This is a genomic window from Myxococcus sp. AM010 (assembly GCF_013372585.1).
Classification (GTDB): Bacteria; Myxococcota; Myxococcia; order Myxococcales; family Myxococcaceae; genus Myxococcus; species Myxococcus vastator.
The window spans coordinates 53,937-76,728 of sequence record NZ_JABXEO010000006.1 but is presented as its reverse complement, the minus strand read 5'-3'; the positions used below and the strand labels follow the sequence as shown (position 1 = coordinate 76,728).

Annotated in this window: 16 protein-coding genes; 12 read left to right on the top strand and 4 right to left on the bottom strand. The window is 69.6% G+C overall.

Translation table 11 applies throughout. From position 1 onward, the window contains the following. Window positions 1-18 precede the first annotated feature (18 nt). Window positions 19-2,223, bottom strand: coding sequence for a M3 family metallopeptidase (locus HV826_RS05625; protein WP_176415972.1), 2,205 nt, complete (start codon window positions 2,221-2,223; stop codon window positions 19-21). 169 nt (window positions 2,224-2,392) lie between these two features. On the opposite strand from HV826_RS05625, the gene HV826_RS05620 reads away from it, so the two are divergent. From HV826_RS05620 to HV826_RS05610, 3 genes are all read left to right on the top strand, one after another. Continuing rightward, window positions 2,393-3,922 (top strand): acetyl-CoA hydrolase/transferase C-terminal domain-containing protein, encoded by a 1,530-nt coding sequence (locus HV826_RS05620; protein ID WP_176415971.1) that lies wholly within the window; start codon window positions 2,393-2,395, stop codon window positions 3,920-3,922. Between the two features lie 10 nt (window positions 3,923-3,932). Next, window positions 3,933-4,649 carry a tetratricopeptide repeat protein gene (locus HV826_RS05615; protein ID WP_176415970.1) on the top strand — a complete coding sequence of 239 codons (717 nt, stop codon included), beginning with the start codon at window positions 3,933-3,935 and terminating at the stop codon, window positions 4,647-4,649. 76 nt (window positions 4,650-4,725) lie between these two features. Beyond that, window positions 4,726-4,911 carry a hypothetical protein gene (locus tag HV826_RS05610; protein ID WP_163781489.1) on the top strand — a complete coding sequence of 62 codons (186 nt, stop codon included), beginning with the start codon at window positions 4,726-4,728 and terminating at the stop codon, window positions 4,909-4,911. A gap of 48 nt (window positions 4,912-4,959) precedes the next feature. Here the strand turns inward: HV826_RS05610 and dusA are convergent, their stop codons facing one another. After that, on the bottom strand, window positions 4,960-5,958 hold the full coding sequence (gene dusA, locus HV826_RS05605; protein ID WP_176415969.1) for a tRNA dihydrouridine(20/20a) synthase DusA: 999 nt from the start codon (window positions 5,956-5,958) through the stop codon (window positions 4,960-4,962). 231 nt (window positions 5,959-6,189) lie between these two features. On the opposite strand from dusA, the gene HV826_RS05600 reads away from it, so the two are divergent. The 7 genes from HV826_RS05600 (at window position 6,190) to HV826_RS05570 (ending at window position 16,598) form a co-directional block, all read left to right on the top strand. After that, complete coding sequence (locus HV826_RS05600) at window positions 6,190-7,200, top strand: NAD(P)-dependent alcohol dehydrogenase (protein ID WP_176415968.1); 1,011 nt, start codon at window positions 6,190-6,192, stop codon at window positions 7,198-7,200. A gap of 175 nt (window positions 7,201-7,375) precedes the next feature. Continuing rightward, a complete protein-coding gene (locus tag HV826_RS05595) occupies window positions 7,376-8,002 on the top strand; it encodes a DUF47 domain-containing protein (protein ID WP_176415967.1) in 627 nt (208 codons plus the stop codon). Then, window positions 8,003-9,028 carry an inorganic phosphate transporter gene (locus HV826_RS05590; protein WP_176415966.1) on the top strand — a complete coding sequence of 342 codons (1,026 nt, stop codon included), beginning with the start codon at window positions 8,003-8,005 and terminating at the stop codon, window positions 9,026-9,028. 388 nt (window positions 9,029-9,416) lie between these two features. Next, the gene (gene thrA / locus HV826_RS05585) at window positions 9,417-11,876 is read left to right on the top strand and encodes a bifunctional aspartate kinase/homoserine dehydrogenase I (RefSeq protein WP_176415965.1); all 2,460 of its coding nucleotides are present in this window, start codon (window positions 9,417-9,419) and stop codon (window positions 11,874-11,876) included. A 115-nt stretch (window positions 11,877-11,991) separates the two neighbouring features. Continuing rightward, window positions 11,992-13,602 carry a hypothetical protein gene (locus HV826_RS05580; protein ID WP_255208545.1) on the top strand — a complete coding sequence of 537 codons (1,611 nt, stop codon included), beginning with the start codon at window positions 11,992-11,994 and terminating at the stop codon, window positions 13,600-13,602. A 14-nt stretch (window positions 13,603-13,616) separates the two neighbouring features. Further along, a complete protein-coding gene (locus HV826_RS05575) occupies window positions 13,617-14,117 on the top strand; it encodes a hypothetical protein (protein ID WP_176415963.1) in 501 nt (166 codons plus the stop codon). A gap of 381 nt (window positions 14,118-14,498) precedes the next feature. Beyond that, a complete protein-coding gene (locus HV826_RS05570) occupies window positions 14,499-16,598 on the top strand; it encodes a spermidine synthase (RefSeq protein ID WP_176415962.1) in 2,100 nt (699 codons plus the stop codon). Window positions 16,599-16,609: 11 nt separating this feature from the next. Here the strand turns inward: HV826_RS05570 and HV826_RS05565 are convergent, their stop codons facing one another. Continuing rightward, window positions 16,610-17,977, bottom strand: coding sequence for a TAXI family TRAP transporter solute-binding subunit (locus HV826_RS05565; protein ID WP_176415961.1), 1,368 nt, complete (start codon window positions 17,975-17,977; stop codon window positions 16,610-16,612). Window positions 17,978-18,090: 113 nt separating this feature from the next. Further along, window positions 18,091-19,176, bottom strand: coding sequence for a ribosome small subunit-dependent GTPase A (rsgA, locus tag HV826_RS05560; RefSeq protein WP_176415960.1), 1,086 nt, complete (start codon window positions 19,174-19,176; stop codon window positions 18,091-18,093). Window positions 19,177-19,554: 378 nt separating this feature from the next. Here rsgA and HV826_RS05555 point away from each other — a divergent pair, with 378 nt between their 5' ends. Both HV826_RS05555 and HV826_RS05550 read left to right on the top strand, forming a co-directional pair. Beyond that, on the top strand, window positions 19,555-20,025 hold the full coding sequence (locus HV826_RS05555; protein ID WP_176415959.1) for an FBP domain-containing protein: 471 nt from the start codon (window positions 19,555-19,557) through the stop codon (window positions 20,023-20,025). Window positions 20,026-20,082: 57 nt separating this feature from the next. Next, on the top strand, window positions 20,083-22,386 hold the full coding sequence (locus tag HV826_RS05550; RefSeq protein ID WP_176415958.1) for a hypothetical protein: 2,304 nt from the start codon (window positions 20,083-20,085) through the stop codon (window positions 22,384-22,386). Window positions 22,387-22,792: the final 406 nt, after the last annotated feature.

The window sequence follows — 22,792 nt, the reverse complement described above, 5'->3', positions numbered from 1 at the left end:
GGACCCGTCACCGGGCAACTACTTCGCGGCCTTCTCCGGCGCGGCGGGCACGGGGAAGCCGCGCTTGCGCATCAGCGCCTGGATGCCCGCCTCACGGCCCCGGAAGGCGCGGTACGCGTCGGCCGGGTCCAGCGTGTTGCCCACGGAGAAGACGTGCTTGCGCAGGAGCGCGGCCACGTCCTTGTCGTAGGCGCCCTTGCCTTCGGTGAAGCGCTCGTAGGCGTCCGCCGTCAGCGTGTCCGACCACAGGTAGCTGTAGTAGCCCGCCGAGTACCCGTCACCCGCGAAGACGTGGCCGAACTGCGGCGTGCGGTGCCGCATGACGATTTCCTTCGGCATGCCCAGCGCCTTGAGCGTGTCGCGCTCGAAGGCATCCGCGTCGATGGGCGTGGACCCCGCCAGGTGCAGCTTCATGTCCACCAGCGCGCTGGACAGGTACTCCACCGTCGCGAAGCCCTGGTTGAAGGTGGAGGCCTTCTTGATGCGGTCCACCAGCGCCTGGGGGATGGGCTTCCCCGTCTGGTAGTGCAGCGCGTAGGTGTTCAACACCTCGGGCGTGGACAGCCAGTGCTCCAGCAGCTGCGAGGGGAACTCCACGTAGTCGCGCGCCACCGCCGTGCCGGCCAGCGACGGGTACGTCACGTTGGAGCTGAGGCCATGCAGCGCGTGGCCGAACTCGTGGAACAGCGTGGAGGCATCCTCCCAGCTGATGAGGACGGCCTCACCGGGCTGGCCCTTCACGAAGTTGGAGTTGTTGGAGACGATGGTGGTGACCTCCCCCTGGAACCGCTCCTGGCGGCGGTACGCGTTCATCCACGCGCCGGAGCGCTTGCCCTTGCGCGCGTAGGGGTCGAAGTACCACAGGCCCACGTGACGTCCGCTGGCCTGGTCCTTCACCTCCCAGACGCGCACGTCGGGGTGGAACACCGGCACGTCCGTCACTGGCGTGAAGGAGAAGCCGAACAGCTCACCGGCCACCCAGAACATGCCCTCGCGCAGCTTCTCCAGCTGGAGGTAGGGCTTCACCTCGTTCTGGTCCAGGTCGTACTTCGCCTTGCGGACCTTCTCCGCGTAGTAGCGGTAGTCCCAGGGCTCGATCTTGAGCTTCGCGCCCTCCGTGTTGGCCGCGCGCTGCATGTCCGCGACCTCTTCGTGGGCGCGGGCCACCGCGGGCTTCCAGACGGCCTCCATCAGCTCCATGGCGCGCTCGGGCGTGCGGGCCATGGCGTTCTCCAGCCGCCAGTGCGCGTGCGTCTTGTAGCCCAGCAGCGTGGCGCGCTCGGCGCGCAGCTTCAGGACTTCGGCGATGATGACGTTGTTGTCGCGCGCGTCGCCGTTGTCACCGCGGTTGACGTAGTTGCGCCAGACCTTCTCGCGCAGGTCGCGCCGCGACGAGTACGTCAGGAACGGCTCCATGGAGGAGCGCGTGTTGGTGATGATCCACTTGCCCTTCTGGCCGCGCGCCTCGGCGGCGGCCGCGGCGCCCGCGCGCACGGAGTCCGGCAGGCCCGCCAGGTCCGCCTCGGACCCCAGGACGACGGTGTAGCCCTCCTCGTCCGCGAGCACGTTCTGGCTGAAGGACGTGTAGAGCGACGCCAGGCGCTGGTTGATGGCCGCCAGCTTCTGCTTGGCCGCCGCGTCCAGCTTCGCGCCGGAGCGGACGAAGCGCGTGTAGTGCAGCCAGGTGAGGCGCTGCTGCTCGGGCGTCAGCTTCGCCTTGTCGGGCGCCTGGTACACCGCCTCGATGCGGCGGAAGAGCGCCTCGTTCTGGTAGATTTCGTCGCTGAAGGCGGCCATCTTCGGCGCCATCTCCCGCTCCAGCGCCTGGAACTCCGGCCCGCTCATGGACGAGCTCCAGATGCCGTAGAGCGTCTCCACGTCATTCTGCGTCTTGCCGGCGGCCTCCAGCGCGACGAGGGTGTTCTCGAACGTGGGCGCCGAGGTGTCATTGACGATGGCCGCCAGCTCGCCGCGCGTGCGCTCCATCGCGGCCTCGAGCGCCGGCTTGAGGAGCTCCACCTTCACCTGGTCGAACGGCGGCACGCCGCCATGGCGGCCCGCCCACTTCGCGAGCAGCGGGTTGGCCTGCTCTGGAGCAGCAGGCGCGGCGGGGGCGGCCGGCTGAGGCGCGGTGGCCATGTTCTGGGACTCCTGCGAGGTCGTCGCACAGCCGGCGGACACGAGCACGGCCATGCCCGCGCCAGCGAAGAAGAGCTTACGCATGTAGAGGATGTCTCCCAATGAAAGGGGCTGAAGAGGGGGCGGAGCCTAACGGCATCCCGCCGCGAACCGGGGGACGGAATCGCGGGCGCGCCAACAAGCCTGCCTGCCCATCTGTTCCCGGCCAACGCCGGGGCCACGGGCAAGACGCGGTGTGTTACACCCGTGCCCAATGAGCGCGACGAGCACGCTGAAGGACCGCATCGAGAACGCCGAGCTGCTGGCGAAGGTCGTCCCCGTCGAAGAGGCGGTGAAGCACGTCGTCCACGGCAACACCGTGGCCATCAGCGGCTTCACCAAGTCGGGTGAGCCGAAGACGTTCCTGCCGGCGCTCGCCTGGCACTTCTCTCAGTCGGCACCGGACGCCCGCATCACCCTGCTGTCCGGCGCGTCCCTGTCCGAGGACGTGGAGGGCCCCATGGCGCCCTTCATCGCCAGGCGCGGTCCGTACATGTCCTCGCCCGCTTCGCGGCGCCGCATCCATGCGGGGGAGATGGACTTCACGGACGTCCACCTGTCCGCCTTCGCGCGCAACCTGATGTACGGCTTCTACGGCGACATCGACGTGGCCGTCGTCGAGGTGTCCCGCATCCGCAAGAATGGCAGCGTCATCCTCACCTCGTCGGTGGGCATCAGCGCGGAGGCGCTCGCCCGCGCGAAGAAGATTGTGCTCGAGGTCAACACCTCCGGGCCGGACTACACAGGCTTCCACGACATCGTCCTACCCGCCGTCCATCCGCACGTGGGCTGGCCGCTGCCGCTGGTGAACGTGAGGGACCGCATCGGCAACCCCTACGTGGAGTTCGACCTGCGCAAGGTGGTGGCGGTGGTGGAGTCCCGCACGCCCGACCACCCGGTGCCCTTCAAGGCGGCGGATGACACCGCCAAGCGCATCGCGGAGCACGTCATCGACTTCCTGATGCGCTGCCGCGAGCAGTTCCAGTGGGGCAAGCGCCTGCCGCCCATCCAGTCCGGCGTGGGCAACGTGGCCAACGCCATCATCGGCCAGCTCTACGAGTCGCCATTCCAGAAGATCCGCTTCTGGACCGAGGTCTTCCAGGACGGGATGCTGCGCTACGTGGAGGACGACGCGAAGTTCGAATACGCGTCCGCCACCGCGGTGTCGTTCTCCGCCGAGGGCCGCCAGCGCTTCCTCGACATGTTCGAGCGGAGCAAGGACCGGCTGGTGCTGCGGCCCATGTGGCTGTCCAACAGCCCCGAAATCATCTCCCGTCTCTTCGTCATCGCGATGAACACCCCCATCGAGGTGGACATCTACGGGCACGTCAACTCCACGCACATCGACGGCTCGCGCATCGTCAATGGACTGGGCGGCTCGGGGGACTTCTTCCGCAACGCATACCTGAGCATCGTCCACACGCCGTCCACGCGAAGGCTGCGGGACGGCCGCACGGTGAGCTGTGTCATGCCGTACGTGCGGCACATCGACCACACCGAGCACGACATCAAGTGCGTCGTCACCGAGCAGGGCTATGCGCTCAACATGGACATCCGCTCGCCGAGGCGGCGCGCGCAGGACATCATCGACCGCTGCGCGCACCCCTACTTCCGGCCGATGCTGCACGCGTACCTGGACATGGCGGGCCCCGGCGACGAGCCGCGCGCCACCGACATGAAGGTGCTCCAGGGCTGGTGGGCGGACTACGACGCGGCGACGCGTGCCTTCCCCCAGAACGGCTGAGGCACCGGCGGTGGAGCGCAACGGACGCGAAGCCTGTCCCCCGGAGCTGGCCGCCCAGCTGCGGGAGGTGGACCGCCTGCGACGCAGCGGGCGGTACGCGTCCGCGCTCGCGCTCGCACGGGCATTGGCGGAAGCCCATCCCCGGCAGGCCCGCGTGCTGCTGGAGGTGGCGCAGACGCTGGCCATCTGGGGCGGCGTCCCCGCGGAGGCGCTGGAGTGGTACGAGCGCGTGCTGGCGCTGGCCCCCGGCCACCTCACCAGCCGGCTGCACCGCGCACTGTGCCTGTCCCGCCTGGGCCGCCATGTGGAGGCGGTGGCGGACTTCGACGCGCTCGTCTCGGCGGGTTACCGCAAGGCCCTGGTGCTGCACATGAAGCGCGCCGAAGCGTTGGAGGCGCTGGGCCGGGATGAAGCGGCGGAGCGGGACTGGACGCTGGCGATTGCTGAGGCCCCGGGCAACCCGTGGCTGCTCCAGCAGCGCGCCGCCGCGCGGGCCCGCTTGGGGCGGCTGGACGACGCGGCGAAGGACCTCACCGAGGCGCTCGCGTCCCAGACGGGCGACGAGGTGGACCCGGAGCTGCTGCACGCGCGCGGTGTGCTGCGTGCGCGGCAAGGTGACGTGGACGGGGCGCGCGCGGACTTCGCGGCGGGGCTCTCCGCCTTTCGTGAAGGCGACCCTCCTGCGTTGCTGGACGCGCTCCGTGAAGGAACCCTTCGCAAACCATGACGGGCGCCGTGCGGGCGGTGACGCGCGACCGCCTGTTGTGGTGATGTCTGCTTTGCATCCTTCAAAGAGGCACGACATGACCCAGAAGAAATTGAAGGAGTACAAAGGCTTCGTCTGGACCCAGGACCTCGTCAAGCCGGGCCTGCGAGTGACGGTGATGGCGACCGACCCTGAAGAAGCATTCCTGCTTCTCGAGGAGAAGCATGGTCAGGGCACCATCTTCGACCTGCACAATGAAGAGGAAGCGAACACGATTCGCTAGCGATGCGTCGGCGGAGCAAGCCTGGACGCGCGCCCTCTGGTGTCGGGGTCAGGCCGCGACGTCGGCTTCAGGCTCCCGCCGCACCTTCGCCAGCGCCGCCACGACGACCTCCGGCCCCGAGCCCGACTTGTGGGCATTCTCACTCAGGTGCCTGCGCCACGCGCGAGCCCCCGGGAGCCCCTGGAAGAGCCCCAGCATGTGCCGCGTGACTGCGCCCAGCGGCGCGCCGCGCAGCATGGCCTTCTCGATGTACGGCAGCATGGCCTCGACGACGTCATGCCGCTGCGGCACCGGCGTGGTGGCGCCGAAGAAGCGGCGGTCGGCCTCGGCCAGCAGGTACGGGCTCTCATACGGAGCGCGGCCCATCATCACCCCGTCCACGTGGCCCAACTGCTCCGCGGCGGCGTCCAACGTCTTGATGCCGCCGTTGATGCTGATGTCCAGGTGCGGGAACTCCGCCTTGAGCCGGTGGACCAGGTCGTAGCGCAGCGGCGGTACGTCGCGGTTCTCCCTGGGGCTCAGCCCCTGGAGCCACGCCTTGCGCGCGTGCACGATGAAGCGGGTACACCCCGCCGCCGACACGGTCCGGATGAAGCCCTCCAGCGTCGGCCACTCCTCCAACTCGTCGATGGCGATGCGCGACTTCACCGTCACCGGGATGCTCACCGCCTCCCGCATGGCCCCCACCAGCCGCGCCACCAGCTCCGGCTCCGCCATCAGGCACGCACCGAAGCGGCCCGACTGGACGCGGTCGCTCGGGCACCCCACGTTGAGGTTGATTTCGTCGTAGCCCCACTGCTCACCAATGCGGGCCGACTCGGCGAGCGCCGCCGGCTCCGAACCGCCAAGCTGGAGCGCCACCGGGTGCTCCGCGGCGTCGTAGCCCAAGAGCCGCTCCCGGTCGCCGTGCAGGACGGCGCCCGTGGTGACCATCTCCGTGTACAGCAGCGTGTGGCGGCTGAGCTGGCGGTGGAAGTACCGGCAGTTGCGGTCCGTCCAGTCCATCATCGGCGCGACAGACAGCGGCATGGGAGAAGTCGGCATCATGCGAGAACCCGGGTCAGCGGCCGGAGCGTCCCGTTCGGCGGGCCGCTCCCCTGCCGCCAGCATGTAGCCGGGTTTACCGCCCCTGCCCACCCCTTTGCCGGCCCCTCTCCCCTGGCCGGCGGACAGGCGCACGCGGCGAAACATTCCACCCCAGGCAAATCCACCGAGCCAGCGGGCCCTCCCCGCATGGTTGCCTGGCGGCCCTGACGGTCCGTGGATAGTCATGCCCACATGAAAGCCTACGAGCTGCAACAGCCAGGGAGCGCCGACGCGTGGGGACAGGTGGAGCGGCCGGCCCCCACGCCGGGCCCCGGCCAGGTGCTGGTCCGGATTCGCGCGGTGTCCCTCAACTACCGGGACCTCTACATCGCCCTGGGCCGCTATCCGGGAACGCGCCCTTCCTCCCTCATCCCCGTGTCGGACGGCGCGGGAGAGGTCGTGGCCGTGGGCCCCGGCGTCACCCGCGTGACGCCGGGTGACCGCGTGGCCCCCACCTTCTTCCAGACGTGGACGGACGGCCCGCCCTCACCAGAGAAGACGCAGCACGCCCTGGGTGGCAGCGTGGATGGCGTGCTGGCGGAGTACGTCGTCGTGGACGCCGAAGGGCTCGTCCTGCTCCCGGAGCACCTGTCCTTCGAGGAAGGCGCCACCCTCCCGTGCGCCGCCGTCACCGCCTGGAACGCCCTGGTCGCCGAGGGCAGGCTCCAGCCGGGCCAGACGGTGCTGGCGCAAGGCACCGGCGGCGTGTCCATCTTCGCGCTCCAGTTGGCCAAGGCGCTGGGGGCGCGCGTCCTCATCACCTCCAGCCAGGACGCGAAGCTGGAGCACGCCCGGACCCTGGGTGCGGATGGCACCATCAACTACAAGAAGCACCCGGACTGGGACGAGCAGGCGCTGGCGCTCACGGGCGGCCAGGGGGTGGACCACGTCCTGGAGGTGGCCGGCGAGCAGACCTTCCCCCGCTCCGTCCGAGCCACGAAGCCCGGGGGCCACATCTCCCTCATCGGCATGCTCAGCGGCGGCTTCGCCAGGCCGGACCCCGCCCTGGTGGAGCCCAAGAAGCTCGACGTCCAGCGGACTTACGTGGGCAGCCGCGCCATGTTCGAGGACCTGAACCGGCTCATCACCCAGCACCACCTCAAGCCCGTCATCGACCGGAGCTTCCCCTTCGAGCAGGCGCGCGAGGCGCTGCGATACATGGAGTCCGGCGCCCACTTCGGGAAGATTGTCATCGCCGTCTGAGCGGCCGGGCAACGACCAAGGCGACCAGCCCTGGCTCCCCCCTCTGCCCCCTCGGCGGGCGCGCCCTAGCGAGGGAGGGAGCCACAGGCAAGCAGAAAGGAAGGCTGGAGATTCTCTCCACTTAGGGTAGTCACGGGCGCGTTATCGCCTGCCCCCAGGGGACTTGGAGAGACGGATGCTCGAGAAGCTGATGCCGAAGTCGGACGAGTTCTTCGACGACTTCGATGCGCAATGTGCCGTCACCGTCGAAGGCGCGAAGATGCTCTACGCGCTGCTCAGTGACTACCGCGACGTCGCCACGCGGGTCCAGGCGCTCAAGGACGTGGAGCACCGTGGGGACGAGGTCACCCACACCGCCTTCAACCGTCTCCACCAGCAGTTCATCACCCCGTTCGACCGGGGGCAGATTCACTCCCTGCTCTCCCGCATCGACGACGTGTTGGACTTGACCAACGCCGCCGCCGCCCGCCTGCACTACTACGAAATCCCGTCCAGCCTGCCGGACGCCACGGAGCTGGCGCGCCTGCTGGTCCTGTCCACGCAGAAGGTGCAGGAAGTGGTGGCCGCGCTGCGGCTCATCAAGAAGCCGGAGCAGATTCTGGCCGGGTGCAAGGAAATCAAGCGCCTGGAGACGCAGGCGGATGAAGCCCTGCGCGCGGGTGTCGGCCGGCTCTTCAAGAGCGGGGCGGACACGCTGCTCATCATCAAGTGGAAGGAGATTTACGACTTCATCGAGACCGCCACCGACAAGTGCCAGTCGGTGGCCAACGTCATCGAAGGCGTGGTGCTGGAGCACAGCTAAATGCTACTCGCCGCCGTCATCCTCATCGTCGCGGTCGCACTCATCTTCGACTTCATCAATGGATTCCACGACGCGGCGAACTCCATCGCCACCGTGGTCTCCACCCGAGTGCTGTCCCCCAACCTGGCCGTGGCCTGGGCCGCCTTCTTCAACTTCGTGGCGGCCTTTGGCGGGGGCGTCCATGTGGCCAACACCATGGGCAAGGGCATCATCAACTTCGAGATGCTCCGGGCGCAGGGCCCCAGCGCGGTGCTCGCAGTCATCTTCTCCGCCCTCATGGGCGCCATCGTCTGGAACCTGCTGACGTGGTGGTGGGGCCTGCCCTCCTCGTCGTCCCACGCGCTGGCCGGAGGCATGATTGGCGCCACGCTGCCGGTGCTCGGCTTCGCGGGCCTGGTGGGCTCGGGCATCGCGAAGATCGCCGCCTTCATCGTGCTGTCGCCGCTCATCGGCATGACGCTGGGCATTGGACTGATGGTGCTCAGCACCTGGACGGTGCACCGCCAGACACCGTTGAAGGTGGACTCGTGGTTCCGCCGGCTGCAGCTCGTGTCGTCCGCCATCTTCTCCTACAGCCACGGCACCAATGACGCGCAGAAGGTGATGGGCATCATCGCGGTGGTGCTCTTCGGCACCATCTGGAAGGACCGGCCGTTCCACATCGACTGGTGGATGATCATCTCCTGCCACGCGGCCATCGCCCTGGGGACCTTCTTCGGCGGGTGGCGCATCATCCGCACCATGGGCCACAGCCTCACCAAGCTGGCGCCCATTGGCGGCTTCGCGGCGGAGACGGGCGGCGGCGTCACCATCATCGCGCTCGCCCAGCTCGGCATCCCCGTGTCCACCACGCACACCATCACCGGCGCCATCGTCGGCGTGGGCGCCACCCGCGGCTGGCGCGCGGTGAAGTGGGGCGTCGCCGGCCGCATCATCTGGGCCTGGGTGTTCACCATCCCGGCCGCGGCGCTGACGGCGGTGCTTGTCTACGGCCTCACCCAACTGGTCGTGCGACTGGCGAGCTGAACGCCCGGGAAGGCTCGCGGTGACCTTCGCGAGCCCTTCCCTGTCATGCGGCGACCTGCCGGGTCCCCTGCTTGACTTGCCGCGGCAAGTTCGGCCAGCCTTCCCTTCATGAACGGCGTCAACCGCCAGCATGTGCAGCGCGAGGGAACGACGCTCCTCGCCCGCGCGTGTGTCCTGACGACCGTGCTGACCACCACGACGACCACGACGACGACTCCCCGCCGGGCGCGGGTGGTCTAGCCACGGAAGCCACCTTGGTTTCCAGCTCGGCCCCGCGCTCTCCGGCGCGGGGCTTTTTTGTTTTCACATGCCGCAGGAGCCCCGACATGCAGCCCTCCCCGCAGACGACGCCGTCCCGCCTCGCCGCCTTCCACGCAGAGGTGCGCTCATGAGGGTGATGAAGTTCGGGGGAACGAGCGTGGGCACCGCCGAGCGGATGCGCGGCGTGGCGGACCTGGCCGCGGCGGCGCGCAAGGAGACGCGGGTGATGGTGGTCGCCTCGGCCGTGACCGGCATCACCAACCTCCTGGTGGACGCGGCCCGCGCAGCCCAGGGAGGCCAGCCGGTGGAGTCGCTTCACGGCCGCTTCGAGGACGTCCACCGCGGCATCCTCCGCGAGTTGGCGGCGGAGCTGGGGGAGCCGCGGCTGCGCTCGCTGGAAGAGGGACTCTCCACGCTGGCCTCGGAGCTGCGCGGGCTGCTGCAGGGCGTGGGGCTCCTGCGGGAATGTTCGCCCTCCGTGCTCGCGCACCTGTCCGGCCTGGGCGAGCGCGCCTCGTGCTTGATTCTGGGCGCGCTGCTGCACGCACGCGGACTGGAGCCGCACGCGGTGGAGCCACGGGACGTCATCCTCTGCGCCGGGGACCCGCTCCAGGCCACGCCGCTCCAGGAGGAGAGCCGGGCGCGCTTCACGCCGCTGCGCGAGGCCAGCGGCCCCGGGCTGATGCTGATGCCGGGCTTCTTCGGCGGTGACGCCCGGGGCAAGACGATGTGCCTGGGCCGAGGTGGCTCGGACTATTCGGCGGCGCTGGCGGCGGCGGCGCTGGACGCGGAGCTGCTGGAGATATGGACGGACGTGGACGGCATCTTCAGCGCCGACCCGCGCCTGGTGCCGGAGGCCTTCCCGCTGCCCGAGGTGAGCTTCGAGGAGGCCATGGAGCTGGCGTACTTCGGCGCCAAGGTGCTCCACCCCAAGACGATTGCGCCCGCGCGCGAGCGCGGCATCCCCGTGCGCGTCTGCAACAGCTTCCGCCCCGACCACCCGGGCACCCGCGTCACCGACGACGCCGCCCCTCCCGAGCACCCGGTGCGCGGCCTGTCCTTCCTGCCCGGCATCGCCCTGGTGAACCTGGCGGGCGCGGGGCTCAAGGGCGTCCCGGGCACCGCCGCCCGCGTCTTCGAGTCCATGGCCCGCGCCAGCATCTCCGTGGTGCTCATCACCCAGGGCTCCAGCGAGTGCTCCATCAGCTTCTGCGTCCAGCAGTCGGACGCGGAGCGCGCCGTGCAGGCCCTGGAAGCGGCGTTTGAAATGGAGCGCGCGGCGGGCAAGGTGGACACCATCGAGCAGCAGCGCGGGCTCGCCGTGCTCAGCATCGTCGGGGATGGCATGCGCCACCGCGTGGGCGTGGCGGGCACCTTCTTCAGCGCGCTGGCGGACGTGGGCTGCAGCATCGCCGCCATCGCGCAGGGCTCCAGCGAGCGCAGCATCTCCGCCGTCATCGCGGAGGCGGACGGCCCCCGCGCCCTGGCCCACGTCCACGGGCGGTGCTTCGGCACCACGGAGGTCGTGGAGCTGCTGCTGGCCGGCGTGGGCAGCGTGGGCGGCGAGCTGCTCAGGCAGGTCCACCAGCAGGCGCCCAAGCTGCGCGCCCACGGCGTGGATCTGCGCGTCTGCGTCATCGCAAACAGCAAGCGCGTCGTGACGGCGAGCGAGGGCCTTCCCCTGGAGGACTGGAAGCAGCGGCTGTCGGCCGCCAGCGACGGCGCGCCCCTGGACACCTTCCGCGACTGGGCCCGCGCGAAGCGGCCGGGCCGGCCCGTCTTCGTGGACTGCACCAGCAGCGAGGACATCGCGCTGGCCTACCCGTCGCTGATGGAGGCGGGGCTCCACGTCGTCACCGCCAACAAGAAGGCCAACGCCGGCCAGTGGAGCCACTATCGCAAGCTGCGCGAGACGGCCTCCCGCCACCAGCGCCGCTTCCTCTACGAGACGAACGTGGGCGCGGCGCTGCCCGTCATCGACACGCTGAAGAACATGCTGCGCACGGGAGACCAGGTGCTGCGCGTGGAGGGCATCCTCTCCGGCTCGCTGTCGTTCATCCTGGGCCTGACGGAAGAAGGCGTCCCCCTGTCACAGGCGGTGGGCACAGCCATGGAGAAGCGCTTCACCGAGCCCGACCCGCGCGACGACCTCCACGGCACCGACGTGGCGCGCAAGGTGCTCATCCTCGCCCGCGAGCTGGGCCGCGACGTGGAGCTGGAGCAGGTGACGCTGGACTCCCTGCTGCCGTCGGACTTCGACGCCACCGGGCCGCTGGAGGACTTCCTCGCCCGGCTCCCCCAGGTGGACGCCGCCTTCCAGCGCCGCGTGGAGGCCCTCCGACAGGAGGGCAAGGTGCTCCGCTACATGGGCAGCGTCACGGAGGACGGCTGCTTCGTCGGGCTCGTGCCGGTGCCCCTCTCACACCCGCTGGCGGCGGTGAAGGGCGGAGAGAACGCGCTCAGCTTCACCTCGGAACGCTACAGCCCCACACCGCTGGTGATTCGCGGCTACGGCGCGGGCGCCGCGGTGACGGCGGCGGGCGTGCTGGCGGACGTGCTCCGCCTGGTCGACGGGCCGCTCCCCTGAGTTGACGTCCGGTCCGACAGGTCCGCGGCCAATGTGCGTTTGAAGTTGGCCGCGGACTTGTCGACAATGCCCCGCCTGCCCTCGAATGCGCGAGCGGCATGGGGGAGAGAACCGAATGGACGTGACTCGCAAGCCGACCCGAGGCCTCACCCGCAAGGTGCTGGCGCTCGCATTCACCCTGGCGCTCACAACTGCGTGTCCCGGCGATGACGACGGTGATGATGACGACAGCTATACGGGCGACCCCATCACCCTGAGCGGCACGGTGACGTATGACTTCGTCCCGGCCGTCTATTCGCCCTCCACGCGGCGGGGAGGCCTGGACTTCGCCCAGTCTTCCGCGCGGCCCGTGCGCAACGCCGTGGTCCAGGTGAGACAGGGCACGCGCGTGCTCGTCGAGGGAACGACGGACGAGCAGGGGCGCTACTCGTTCACGTACACCCCTTCCAGCAGCAGCGGGCTGAGCCTGGTCGCGCTCGCCAAGACGACCACGCCGGAAATCCAGATTGAGGACAACACCGACAACAACGCCATCTGGGCGGTGGGTGACGCCATCACCACCACGGTGACGACGAAGGACCTGCACGCGGCCCACGGCTGGGCGGGCACCACCTACACGGCCAGCCGGCGCACCGCGGCGCCCTTCGCCATCCTCGACAGCATGTACACCGCGTCGCGGGCCTTCATGGACGTGCGCCCGGTCAACTTCCCGCTGCTGAAGGTGAACTGGAGCCCGAACAACATGCCCCAGTCGGGCAGCAAGCCGCAGGGCCGCATCGGCACGTCGCACTTCTCCCCCACGGAGAACGAAATCTACGTGCTGGGCCGGGAAGGCATGGACACCGACGAGTTCGACGCCCACGTCATCGTCCACGAGTGGGGGCACTACTTCGAGGCCAACCTGTCCCGCGCGGACAGCCCGGGCGGGCCGCACTCCAGCGGTGACATCCTGGACCCGCGCCTCGCCTTCGGCGAGGGCTACGGCAACGCGCTCGCCAGCATCCTGCTCCCGGAGCCCATCTACGTCGACACGCTGTGGAGCGGCTCGACGCTGGCCGCCTTCGGCTTCGACGCGGAGAGCGAGCCGCCCACCACCGACGACCCGCGCAAGGGCGCCTTCTCCGAGATGAGCGTCTACCGCCTGCTCTATGACTTGTACGACTCCGGCGTGAACGAGCCATACGACCTGGTGTCGTACGACCTGGGGATCCTCTACGACGTGCTCGTCGGCCCGCAGAAGGCGACGCCCGCGCTGACCACCATCGGCTCGTTCATCAACGGCCTCAAGGCCCAGTCCGGCGTCAGCACCGCGGACGTGGACCTGATGCTGGCCTATTACAACATCGGGTCCATCTCCTCCGACTTCGGGGACGGGGACACTCCGCTGCGCGCCATCTACACCGACGTGCCGGGCATCCCGTACACCACCGAGGTGCCGCTGGTGGGCGGGCTCGACTACAACAAGCGCGAGCAGAACCAGTACTACGTCTTCACCGGCACGGGCCGGAACATGACCCTCAGCGTGACCCACGCGACGCAGGACGTGGGCATTGAAGTCTTCGGGCAGGGCGGGAGCCTGGCGGACGCCGACATCGGCTACACCGGCACGGAGACCGTCAGCATCCCGACCCAGGCGGACGCGCGGTACGTCGTCGTCGTGTTCGGCTTCAAGGAGGCGGTCGGCAACTACAGTCCCTTCCCCACCCTCTCCATCACCAGCCAGTGACTTCTGGAGCGCATATGAACTTCAAGGCAATCGCAGCCCTGTCCAGTCTCCTCGCGCTCACGGCGCAGGTGGCCTGCACCTCCCCGTCGAAGTCGAACCCCACCCCTGGCGCCAGCTCGGACACCACGAAGGCCGGCGCGCCGGTGAAGGTGGACGCGAAGCTGGGTGAAGACCAGGCCCGCGTCTCCCTGCGCTTCGACGCGCCGGCGACCGACGTCCAGGTCAGCCTCTCCGGCGTGGACGGCCTGGAAGTGAAGAGCGCCGCCACCCCGGTGTCGGGTGGCAACTTCACCCAGGACGCCCTGTCCGAGTTCGACGTGAGCTTCACGCCGGGTGAAGGGCAGTCTCACCTCGTCGTCACCGTCACGGGTGAGTTCCGGGGCGCGCACCTGTCCAGGGTGTTCAGCTTCGCGGTGGGCACGCCCACGGCGGCGCAGCAGAAGACCGAGGGCACGACGGTGACGGGCGACGACGGACAGCCCATCAAGGTCATGCCCTCGTCCAACGCCGAGTAGTCCCGCTGGCACGGCCGGGGCCCGGGAGACCGGGCCCGGCTGAAGCAGGCCCCTGAAAAAACACAGCGGGGAGCGCGCCCCCCGACGCACTCCCCGCCGCGTGAGCCACTCAGACGAGAGCTCCAGAAAAAAACATTGGGAGCACGCCCCCTCGACGTGCTCCCAATGACTGCGCGGCCCGACTCCGGCGCGCCCTCCCCCTCTGGAAGCAACAGCCCCCCCGGGCTTGCTTCCTCCCCATCCCCACTTCGAAATTCAAACGCACGGCGCCGAAAACCTTGAGGCCTCCCCTGCGTTTTTTTTCGGGCCGCCTGGAGCCATGCTCCGCCCACACGGCCACACACGCACGCTGTGTATGGGCCCTCGCGAGTCGCTCCCAGGATGACCACCGACCTCCCCGCCCCGAAGTCCTCGACCCCCGCGTTCACGGGGACGCTGTTCCACCTCTGGGTCTTCCTCGGCTCCTTCCTGCTCTTCCAGGTGGAGCTCATCCTCGCGAGGCTGCTGCTGCCCTCCTACGGCAGCAGCGCGGCCATCTGGACGACGTGCCTGGTGTTCTACCAGGCGGTGCTGGTGCTCGGTTACTTCTACTCGAGCCGCGTCGCGGTGGCCGCGCACCAGGGCCGCTACCGCTGGGCGCACCTGGGCTTCGTGCTGCTGGCGGTGGTCGTCTTCCCGTTCCGGCTGCACCTCTTCGAGCTGCACCCCGTGGCGGGCATCCTGCTCACGCTGACGCTGTCACTGGGGTTGCCGTTCCTCGCGCTGTCGACGACGAGCGTCGTCGCCCAGGGCTGGTTCACCCGCACGGAGCACCCCTCCCGGGGCGACCCGTTCTTCCTCTACGGGACGTCCAACGCGGGCGCGCTCACGGCGCTGCTCACCTTCCCCTTCCTGGTGGAGCCGGCGCTCGACCTCCAGGAACAACTGGGCGTCTGGTACGTGGGCTACGGCGCGTTCGTCGTCACCGCGCTGCTCTGCATCCAGCGCGTCCGCCCGGCGCTTGCGGGTGGGAGGACGACGTCCGAGCCAGTGGCCCGGAGCGAGCCGGTGCCCCGCGCGCCGCGCGCCTCCCGCATCACCTGGCTGCTGCTGTCCGCGAGCGCCAATGCGCTGCTGCTCGCGGTCACCAACGTCCTCACGCTGGACGCCTCCATCCCGCTGCTCTGGATTCTCCCCCTCTCGCTGTACCTGCTCACGCTCATCGTCTGCTTCTCCAAGCGGCCCCCCACGCCCACGGGGTTGAACCGGCTCGCGCTGGGGAGCCTCGCCGTTGCCGTGGGCGCGGCCATCTTCGCGCTGGCACGCGCGCAGACTTCGCTCCCCTCCCTGGTGCTGCACAGCGCGGTGCTGTGGGTGGGCTGCCTGCTGATGCATGGCAACCTCGTGTGGTGCCGCCCGTCGGACCCGCGCCTGCTGGGCGCGTTCTATCTGCACGTCTCGCTGGGCGGCCTGGTGGGCACCTTGCTGCTGGCCCTCGTCGTCCCCCTGACGCTGGGCTCGCTGGCGCTCCCCTACCTGGACCACGGCATCACCGGCCTGCTCCTGCTGGGCGGGCTGGCGGCGAGGGACATGATGCGCCGAGGCCAGGGGCTGCCCGTCCCGAGGCTGGCGCCCTACGTGTCCAGCGGCGCCGCCCTGTTCGTCGTCGCCGTGCTGGTGCTCTCCGGGTGGATGCTCGCGCGCGGGCGCATTGAAGGCTCGCGCACCTTCTACGGCCTCTACACGGTCAAGGACGCGGGGGGCCTGCGGCTGTTCCAGCACGGCAGCACCGTCCACGGCGTGGAGAACCTCCACCCGGACGCGCGCGGAGAGCCGCTCTCCTACTACCACCGGGGCTCCGCGGTGGGCCGGGTGCTGGCTTCGAAGCGGATCGCGCGTGAGCGCGTGGCCGTCGTGGGGCTCGGCATCGGCAGCCTCGCCGCGTATGGCCGCCCCGGTGAGCGCTGGGACTTCTACGAGCTGGATCCGGAGGTGGAGCGGCTCGCGCGCCAGCACTTCAGCATGCTCGGCTCCAGCCAGGCGGAGCTCCGCGTCCTCGCGGGGGATGCGCGCCTTCGCATGGAGGAAGCCGAGGACGGCGGGTACGACGTCATCGTCCTCGACGCGTTCTCCAGCGACTTCGTCCCCACGCACCTGCTGACCCAGGAGGCGCTGAGCCTCTATCTCCGGAAGCTCGCGCCGGAGGGGCTCCTGCTGTTCCATGTCTCCAGCCGGCTCTTCGACCTGGTCCCCGTGCTCACCCGCTTGAGCACGGAGCTGCGAGTCCAGGGGCTCGTCAATCAGACGGAGCGCCTCACCGCCGAGGAGCTGGCGTCGGGCCGCTCACCCAGCGTCTGGTTCGCCATGAGCGCCAACAGCGGCGTCGTGGCCCGCCTCACCCAGGAGCTGCCCTTCCAGCCGGTGGACACGCCGCCCACGCTGAAGGACAGGCGCGTCTGGTCCGACAGCTACGTCAACCTGCTGCACGCGCTCGCGCCCTGAGGCCGCGGCGGCTACGCGGTCTTCTCCCGGGCCGTGAGCCCCTCGGGCGAGGGCGCGCCGGATTCGGCGATGCGCCGGGTGAGGCGGCGGCGGACGACGTCGACGTGCTCCCGGAAGAAGTAGAGGTTCTCCGCGTAGGCCAGGGGCATGGGGATGCGGTTCACCTCGCGCTCGGCCTCGTCGAGCCGCCGCAGCATCTCCTCCAGCATGTCCCGGCCCGGGTCCTCCTCGAGTTGGAGCTCGATTTCCTTCAGCCGCGCGTACCAGCGGAAGATGCGCGAGCGCACGCGCCACTGGTACAGCGCAGGCGCCACCCGGCCCAGGGGCACCAGGACGGCGATGAAGGGCACCAGCATCACCCAGAGCCGGTCCACCAGGTTGGCGGCCCAGAACGGCAGATAGCGGTGCAGGAGCGGAACGCCTGAGTCGTAGTAGCGGCGCGCCTCGCTGCTGAACGGGAAGCCCGCCTCGAGCGCCGCCGGGAATTCGCCCGTGCGGTCCAGGATGCCGGCCTTGCCGTGGACCTCGCTGGCCGCGCGCATCAAGAGGTAGGCCAGTGCTGGGTGGAGCGCCTCGGTGGCCACCAGGTTCGCGGTGGGCGCCAACATCACCACGTCATGGTCCGGCACGTCCGTGGCCAGGTCGAGCACGCCTCGCGGCAGCACCTGCCGGGACAGATAGGGGTAGCGGCGCACGTAGGCCTCGGCCCGCGAGAAGCTGAGGAGGTTGATGTCCGGCACCCGGGCGAGCCGCTGGACGGGGGGTGACTCCGCCGGGGACACGATGAAGACGGCATCGACCTTGCCCTGCTTGAGCTGCTCGATGGCCTCGTCGCGCTCCAGGTTCAAGAGCTCCGTGGGCGCGGCGCCCACGCCGTTGGCCTCCAGCAACTTCGTGGACAGGGCGCGCGTGCCGCTCTCCTCGGGCCCCACGACGATGCGCTTGCCCTGCAGGGCGTTCAGCTCGTCGATGAGGGGCCCCCGGTAGAAGACCCACAGCGGCACGTAGGAGAGGCTCCCCAGGGACACGACGTGCGGCGCCTTGGTGGCGTCGGACGTCCCGCTCTGGACGAAGGCCACGTCCACGCCCGACTGCTCGTCCTCCAGCAGCTTGATGCTGGTGAGCGAGCCGTCCGTGGGACGAATCTCCACCGTGACGCCGTGCTTCGCGAGAATCTCCTGGTACTTACGCGCGAAGTACCGGAAGCCGCCCTCGTCCCCGGCCGCGGCGATGACGAGCTTCTTCGGCGGCGCGGGCTTGACGAAGTAGAACGTGACGGCGAACGCGATGCTGATGATGACGAGCGCGGGGCCCAACGTCATCCAGAGGTCCCACCGCAACGTGCGACGCAGACGAGCCTTGAGCGAGTCCTTCTTCATGGTGGGCGCGGAGTATAGACACGCCGCGCGCCTTCCACGGGGCCCGGCCGCCCGTGGGGCGGCCGGGCCGTCAGAAGGCGGTCACTCCACCCGCCTCCCGAGGAACGGACGCCTCAGCTCTTCCGGCGCTTGGAGCGTGATGCCTCCCAGCCCATCAAGGTCCGGCTGCGCTCGTGGCGCCGGTGGTCGCGCTCGGCGGACGCATTGCGCTGACGGGCCTGGTACGCCTGCTCGCGCCGCAGCCGCTCGTAGCTGGCGAGCCGCGCCTCAGGCAGGGCCCCCGACGACACGGCCGCGCGCACCGAGCACCCGGGCTCCCGCTGGTGCTGGCAGTCGGTGAAGCGGCAGCCGGCGGCCAGCTCGAGGATGTCAGTGAACGTCTGGCCGATGCCGTCATCCTCGCCCCACAGCCCCAGCTCGCGCATGCCGGGCCCATCGATGAGCAGTCCGCCGCCCGGGAGCACGAACAGCTCGCGGTGCGTGGTGGTGTGACGGCCCTTGTCGTCCTCGGCGCGGACCGCCTGGGTGGCCAGCCGCGCATCGCCCAGAAGCCGGTTGACCAGCGTGGACTTGCCGACACCGGAGGACCCGAGGAGCGCCCCCGTCTTCCCGGCCGGCAGTTGCGCGCGAAGGGGCTCGATGCCCTCCCCCGTCCAGGAGCTCAGCGCGAGCACGGGCACGCCCGGAGCCAGGTCCTCCACCTCCGCCACGAGCGCTTCCGCGTCCGGGCGCAGATCCGCCTTGGTGAGCACCACCACGGGCGCGGCGCCGCTGGTCCACGCCAGCGCCAACGCCCGTTCGATGCGGCGGGGATTGAAGTTGCCGTCCAGCCCGGCGACGAGGAACACGACGTCCAGGTTGGCGGCGATGAGCTGCCCGTCGCGCTCACTGCCCGCCTCGCGCCGGGCGAGCACGCTGGCGCGAGGCAGCACCGCGTGGAGCAGCGCCTCGCCCTCCCCGTCGGGGAGCTGGAGCGCCACCCAGTCGCCAATGGTGGGCAGGGATTCGACGCCAGGGGCATGATGGAGAAGCCGGCCCGCGGTGCGCGCCAACAGGGCGCGCGTATCCGTCTGGACCGTGAGCAGCCCTCGATGCTGGCGCACGACGCGGCCAGGGACGAGGGGCAGCGGGGACTGCGAGACGAGCGAAGAGAATGCGTGTTCGAAGGCTGGACCCCAGCCGAGGGTTTCAAGCGACATGGTTGGAAGGACTCCGGACAGAGCGGTGCCACTGGCGCACCTGGTTCTTCAGGGCACCCCGAGGAGCGCACGGCCGCGCTGTGTCGGACCTCACGGCCGGCTAGGCGGCCTGCGCCCTCGAGGCGAACAGGACTTCCACCGCGTCGAGCACAAGGGGCGAGTTCACGAGGCCTCCAGAGGGTTTCAAGGGGCGGCGTCCATCACCGCCCGGCACGGCATGTGTACTCCGGCGAGCGGCGACGGGGAATAGCCACTTCGCCCCTTCGACCTGGGTCCCATGGACGCGCGTGCACCGGGCGAGCGCTCGCCTGGTTGGTGGGTTCCGGTGGAAACGGACACGCCCCACTGTTAGGGGCAGATGTTCTCCAAGGAGCAGCCGTGTTCCGCTTCGAAAACGACCGGGCGCTCATCGAATCCTTCCGCCCCAGAGACCGACGCGTCATCGAGATGCCCCCGGGCATCACCTTCCCGCTCTTCGTGCGTGACTACCTCGCCTGGACGGAGACGTCCGGCGCGCGCGTGTACCTCATCTTCTCCGCGCCGGGCAGCCGCAAGCCCATTGGCATCATCTTCCGCCGGGACTCCCTGGGCGGAGAGCCCGTCACCCGCATGTGCGAGTGGTGTCACAGCTATGGCTCGGCTCACGAGGTGTGCCTGCTCACCACCGCCGTGGACAACAAGCGTCGCGTGGGGGTGAACCTCTGCGCAGACCTGCGGTGCAGGGAGAAGCTGGAGGACGCGGCGGACCGCTCCGGCCGGCACCCGCTTGAATTTCTCGGAAAGCTCAATGAGCGAATGTTCCGTTTCGCGCACGAGGCCTTGGGCATCGAGGCGCAGCCCGCCGCCTGATATCCGCCGGGCAATCGGGCTTGACCGTGGAGGCATCCTTCGCTCTTTAGCGAAGTGATGCCCCCTGTCCGCCTCCTCGTTCTCGCCTCGCTGCTGGCCGCGGGGCTCGCCGCCGCCGCTCCCGTCGTGCAAGTGCCAGAGGGTGGCCGCCCCGTGGAAGTGCTGGCCCAGGGGGTCGTCTGCGGGCCGGTCCGCAACGGCTGGAGCCTGGGCCCGGATGGGCGCTCCGTACATCCGCCCGCCAGGCCGGACGACAACATGCGCACGCAGGACCTCAAGGTCGCCGACACCCCGGCGCAGTGCGCGACCAGCGAGCGAATCGTCACGGTGATTGCCACCGGGCCGCTGCCGCGCATCGACTCCTCGGGGACCTCCTTCTATCCGGACGAAGGCCGGCTGGAGCTGCGCGGCGTGGGCCTGTTGAACCTGGGCGTCGCGTGGTCGGGAAAGCCGCGCGGCGAGCCGGAGCGCCCCGCCATGCAAGGGCAGGACGTCTGTCTGTCCCCCTCCAAGCCCCGGGGGCTCGCGGACTGCGCGGTGCCCGTGCCGCAGGGCCTGCCCACGGACACGTCGCTGTACTGGATTCCTCCCTACGGCCGCATCGGGCCGGACGTGAAGACCTACGACGCCTTCGGGAACCTGGTGGACCCCGAATCGCTCCGCATCCGCCCCGGCCGCACCATCCTCACCGAGCCCCTGGTGCTCTCCAACGGCATCGACGTGTCGAAGGGGCCGGGCAGCGTCCCCGTCAGCCACTCCGAGGCGATTGCCACCGCCGACTGCGGCATCGCCCGCTGCGAGCCGGACGAGGGCTTCATCTCCGTGCGCAACGTCCCAGGCGTGGATGCCACGGTGACGCTGCGCGCGCGGCTGGTGCCACGTGTCTACTTCTCGCGGGGCGACGTGCTCGATCAGGTCATCACCACCACGCTGTCCGTGCTGGCGTGTCCGCTCACGGCGGTGGAGGGCTCGGTGCTGCGCGGCGCGGAGAACTCCGCGCTCGTGGTTCGGTTGGATCCGGTCTGCGCCCACGACCCGCGCACCCTGCTGTGGACCGTCAACGGCCTGCGCGCCCGCGTGGAGCGCGTGGTGAAGCTGGCGGAGGGCACCTATGTGATGCTGCGCACGGGCGGCACGTCCGACCAGCAGGTCACCATCACCGCGCTGACGTCGCGGCAGGATGGAACGGTGGTGGCATCGGAGACGGCGAAGACGCTGCCCCTCCCCGTGCCCCGTGCCAGCCTGGAGCTGCCCGGACATGGCTCCATCGATTTCATCCCGACCAACCGGCCCGCCGAGGTGAGCATGGCGTCCAACGCGGGCCTGGGACGCTTCGTGCTGGAGCCACTGCCTGGCGCCTACAGCGTCACGACGCGGGAGTCCGTCACCCTCATCCAGGGCGAGGCGGCGCCGGGCGCCTTCGTGGCGCTGCGCTTCGGCTACCGGCTTCCCACGTTGCCCGCAGAGCTGGCCACCACCGACCTGGTGATGGTGGATGAGCGCTTCCAACGCGTGGTGCGCGAGGCCAGCGTGCCCGCCCGCATCGAGAACCTGGTGGAGTTCGTCTGCGCGGACAAGGACGGCAAGGACCAGCAACTGGAGCCCAGCCGCCCCCACCGGATTCCCTATGAGATGCGCAACACCTGTCGCGTCATCGTGCACCGTGAGCGCTTGAAGCCGGAGGATGGGAACCAGGAGGTCCTGCTCCGCATCAGCGTCACGAGGCCGGATGGCTCGGTGCGCGGGGAGAGCGGCGTCGAGCAGCGGATGTTCCTGCGTCCGCAGGGAGAGCAGCGCGACATCCCCGTCCCGGGCAACCTGGGGCAGTACGACCGCATCACCGTCCAGGTCTCCCATGTGGCGGATGAGTCCCGCTACGCCTTGAGCGCGACGGACCGCACGGGCCTGCCGTCCGCGCAGTGGACGGCCATCGTCACCGGTGGCCTCTTCCGGCTCTACACGACGGCCGCCATTCCCGCGGGCCTCTACCGCGCCACCGAACCCACCGGGCAGCTCGCCATCAACTTCGGCGTCGTGTCGCGCCTGGCGTTGCTGAACAACGAAGGCCAGGAGCGGCTGCTTGGGATTGAAGCGGGATTGATGGGACTGGGGCTCGTGCCGCAGTCGGGTGACATCCAGTTCCCGCCGACGCTCGCGGTCGTCCTGGGTCTGGGTCTTCGCGTTCCGATTGGACCGGGCGCCGCCGTGGGTGCGCAGGCGTGGATGGCCTACGAGTTCCGCGGAGACATCCGGCGCCGCACGGGGGGAGACCCTTCGCTGGACCCGGTCGTTCCGTCGAGCAAGTGGTCCTTCATCTTCGGCCCCAGCATCTCTGTCGGTAACGTGGGATTCAATCTCTGAGCGTTGATGAGGCGAACCGGTCCTCGCGGATGAACTCTTCCGCTGAGGACCGGCTCCCACTCGCCCATCCCACACACCCGAGCCGTCCGACTGAAACGGGCTGAAATGCCCCGTTCTGCTACGCCACGCCCGACCTTCCCGCCGCCCTGTGATGCCTGTTCAGCGTCAGCGCGTGCTGACGGTGTCAGTGCGACTGACTGCTGACTGGTGCTGTCTGTGTCATCGTGACCGACTGCTGACCTGTGATGTCTGTGTCAGCCCGATCGTGCGTTGACTGTCTTGCGTGCTGCTGCGTCCTGCCCTGTCCTACCTGCCGCCCGTGCTGCGTACTGCTCGTACCGCCCGATCTACGTGCTGCTACCGCCCCGTCCGACCCGCCGCCCTTGCTGCCCCGTCCTGCTGTGCT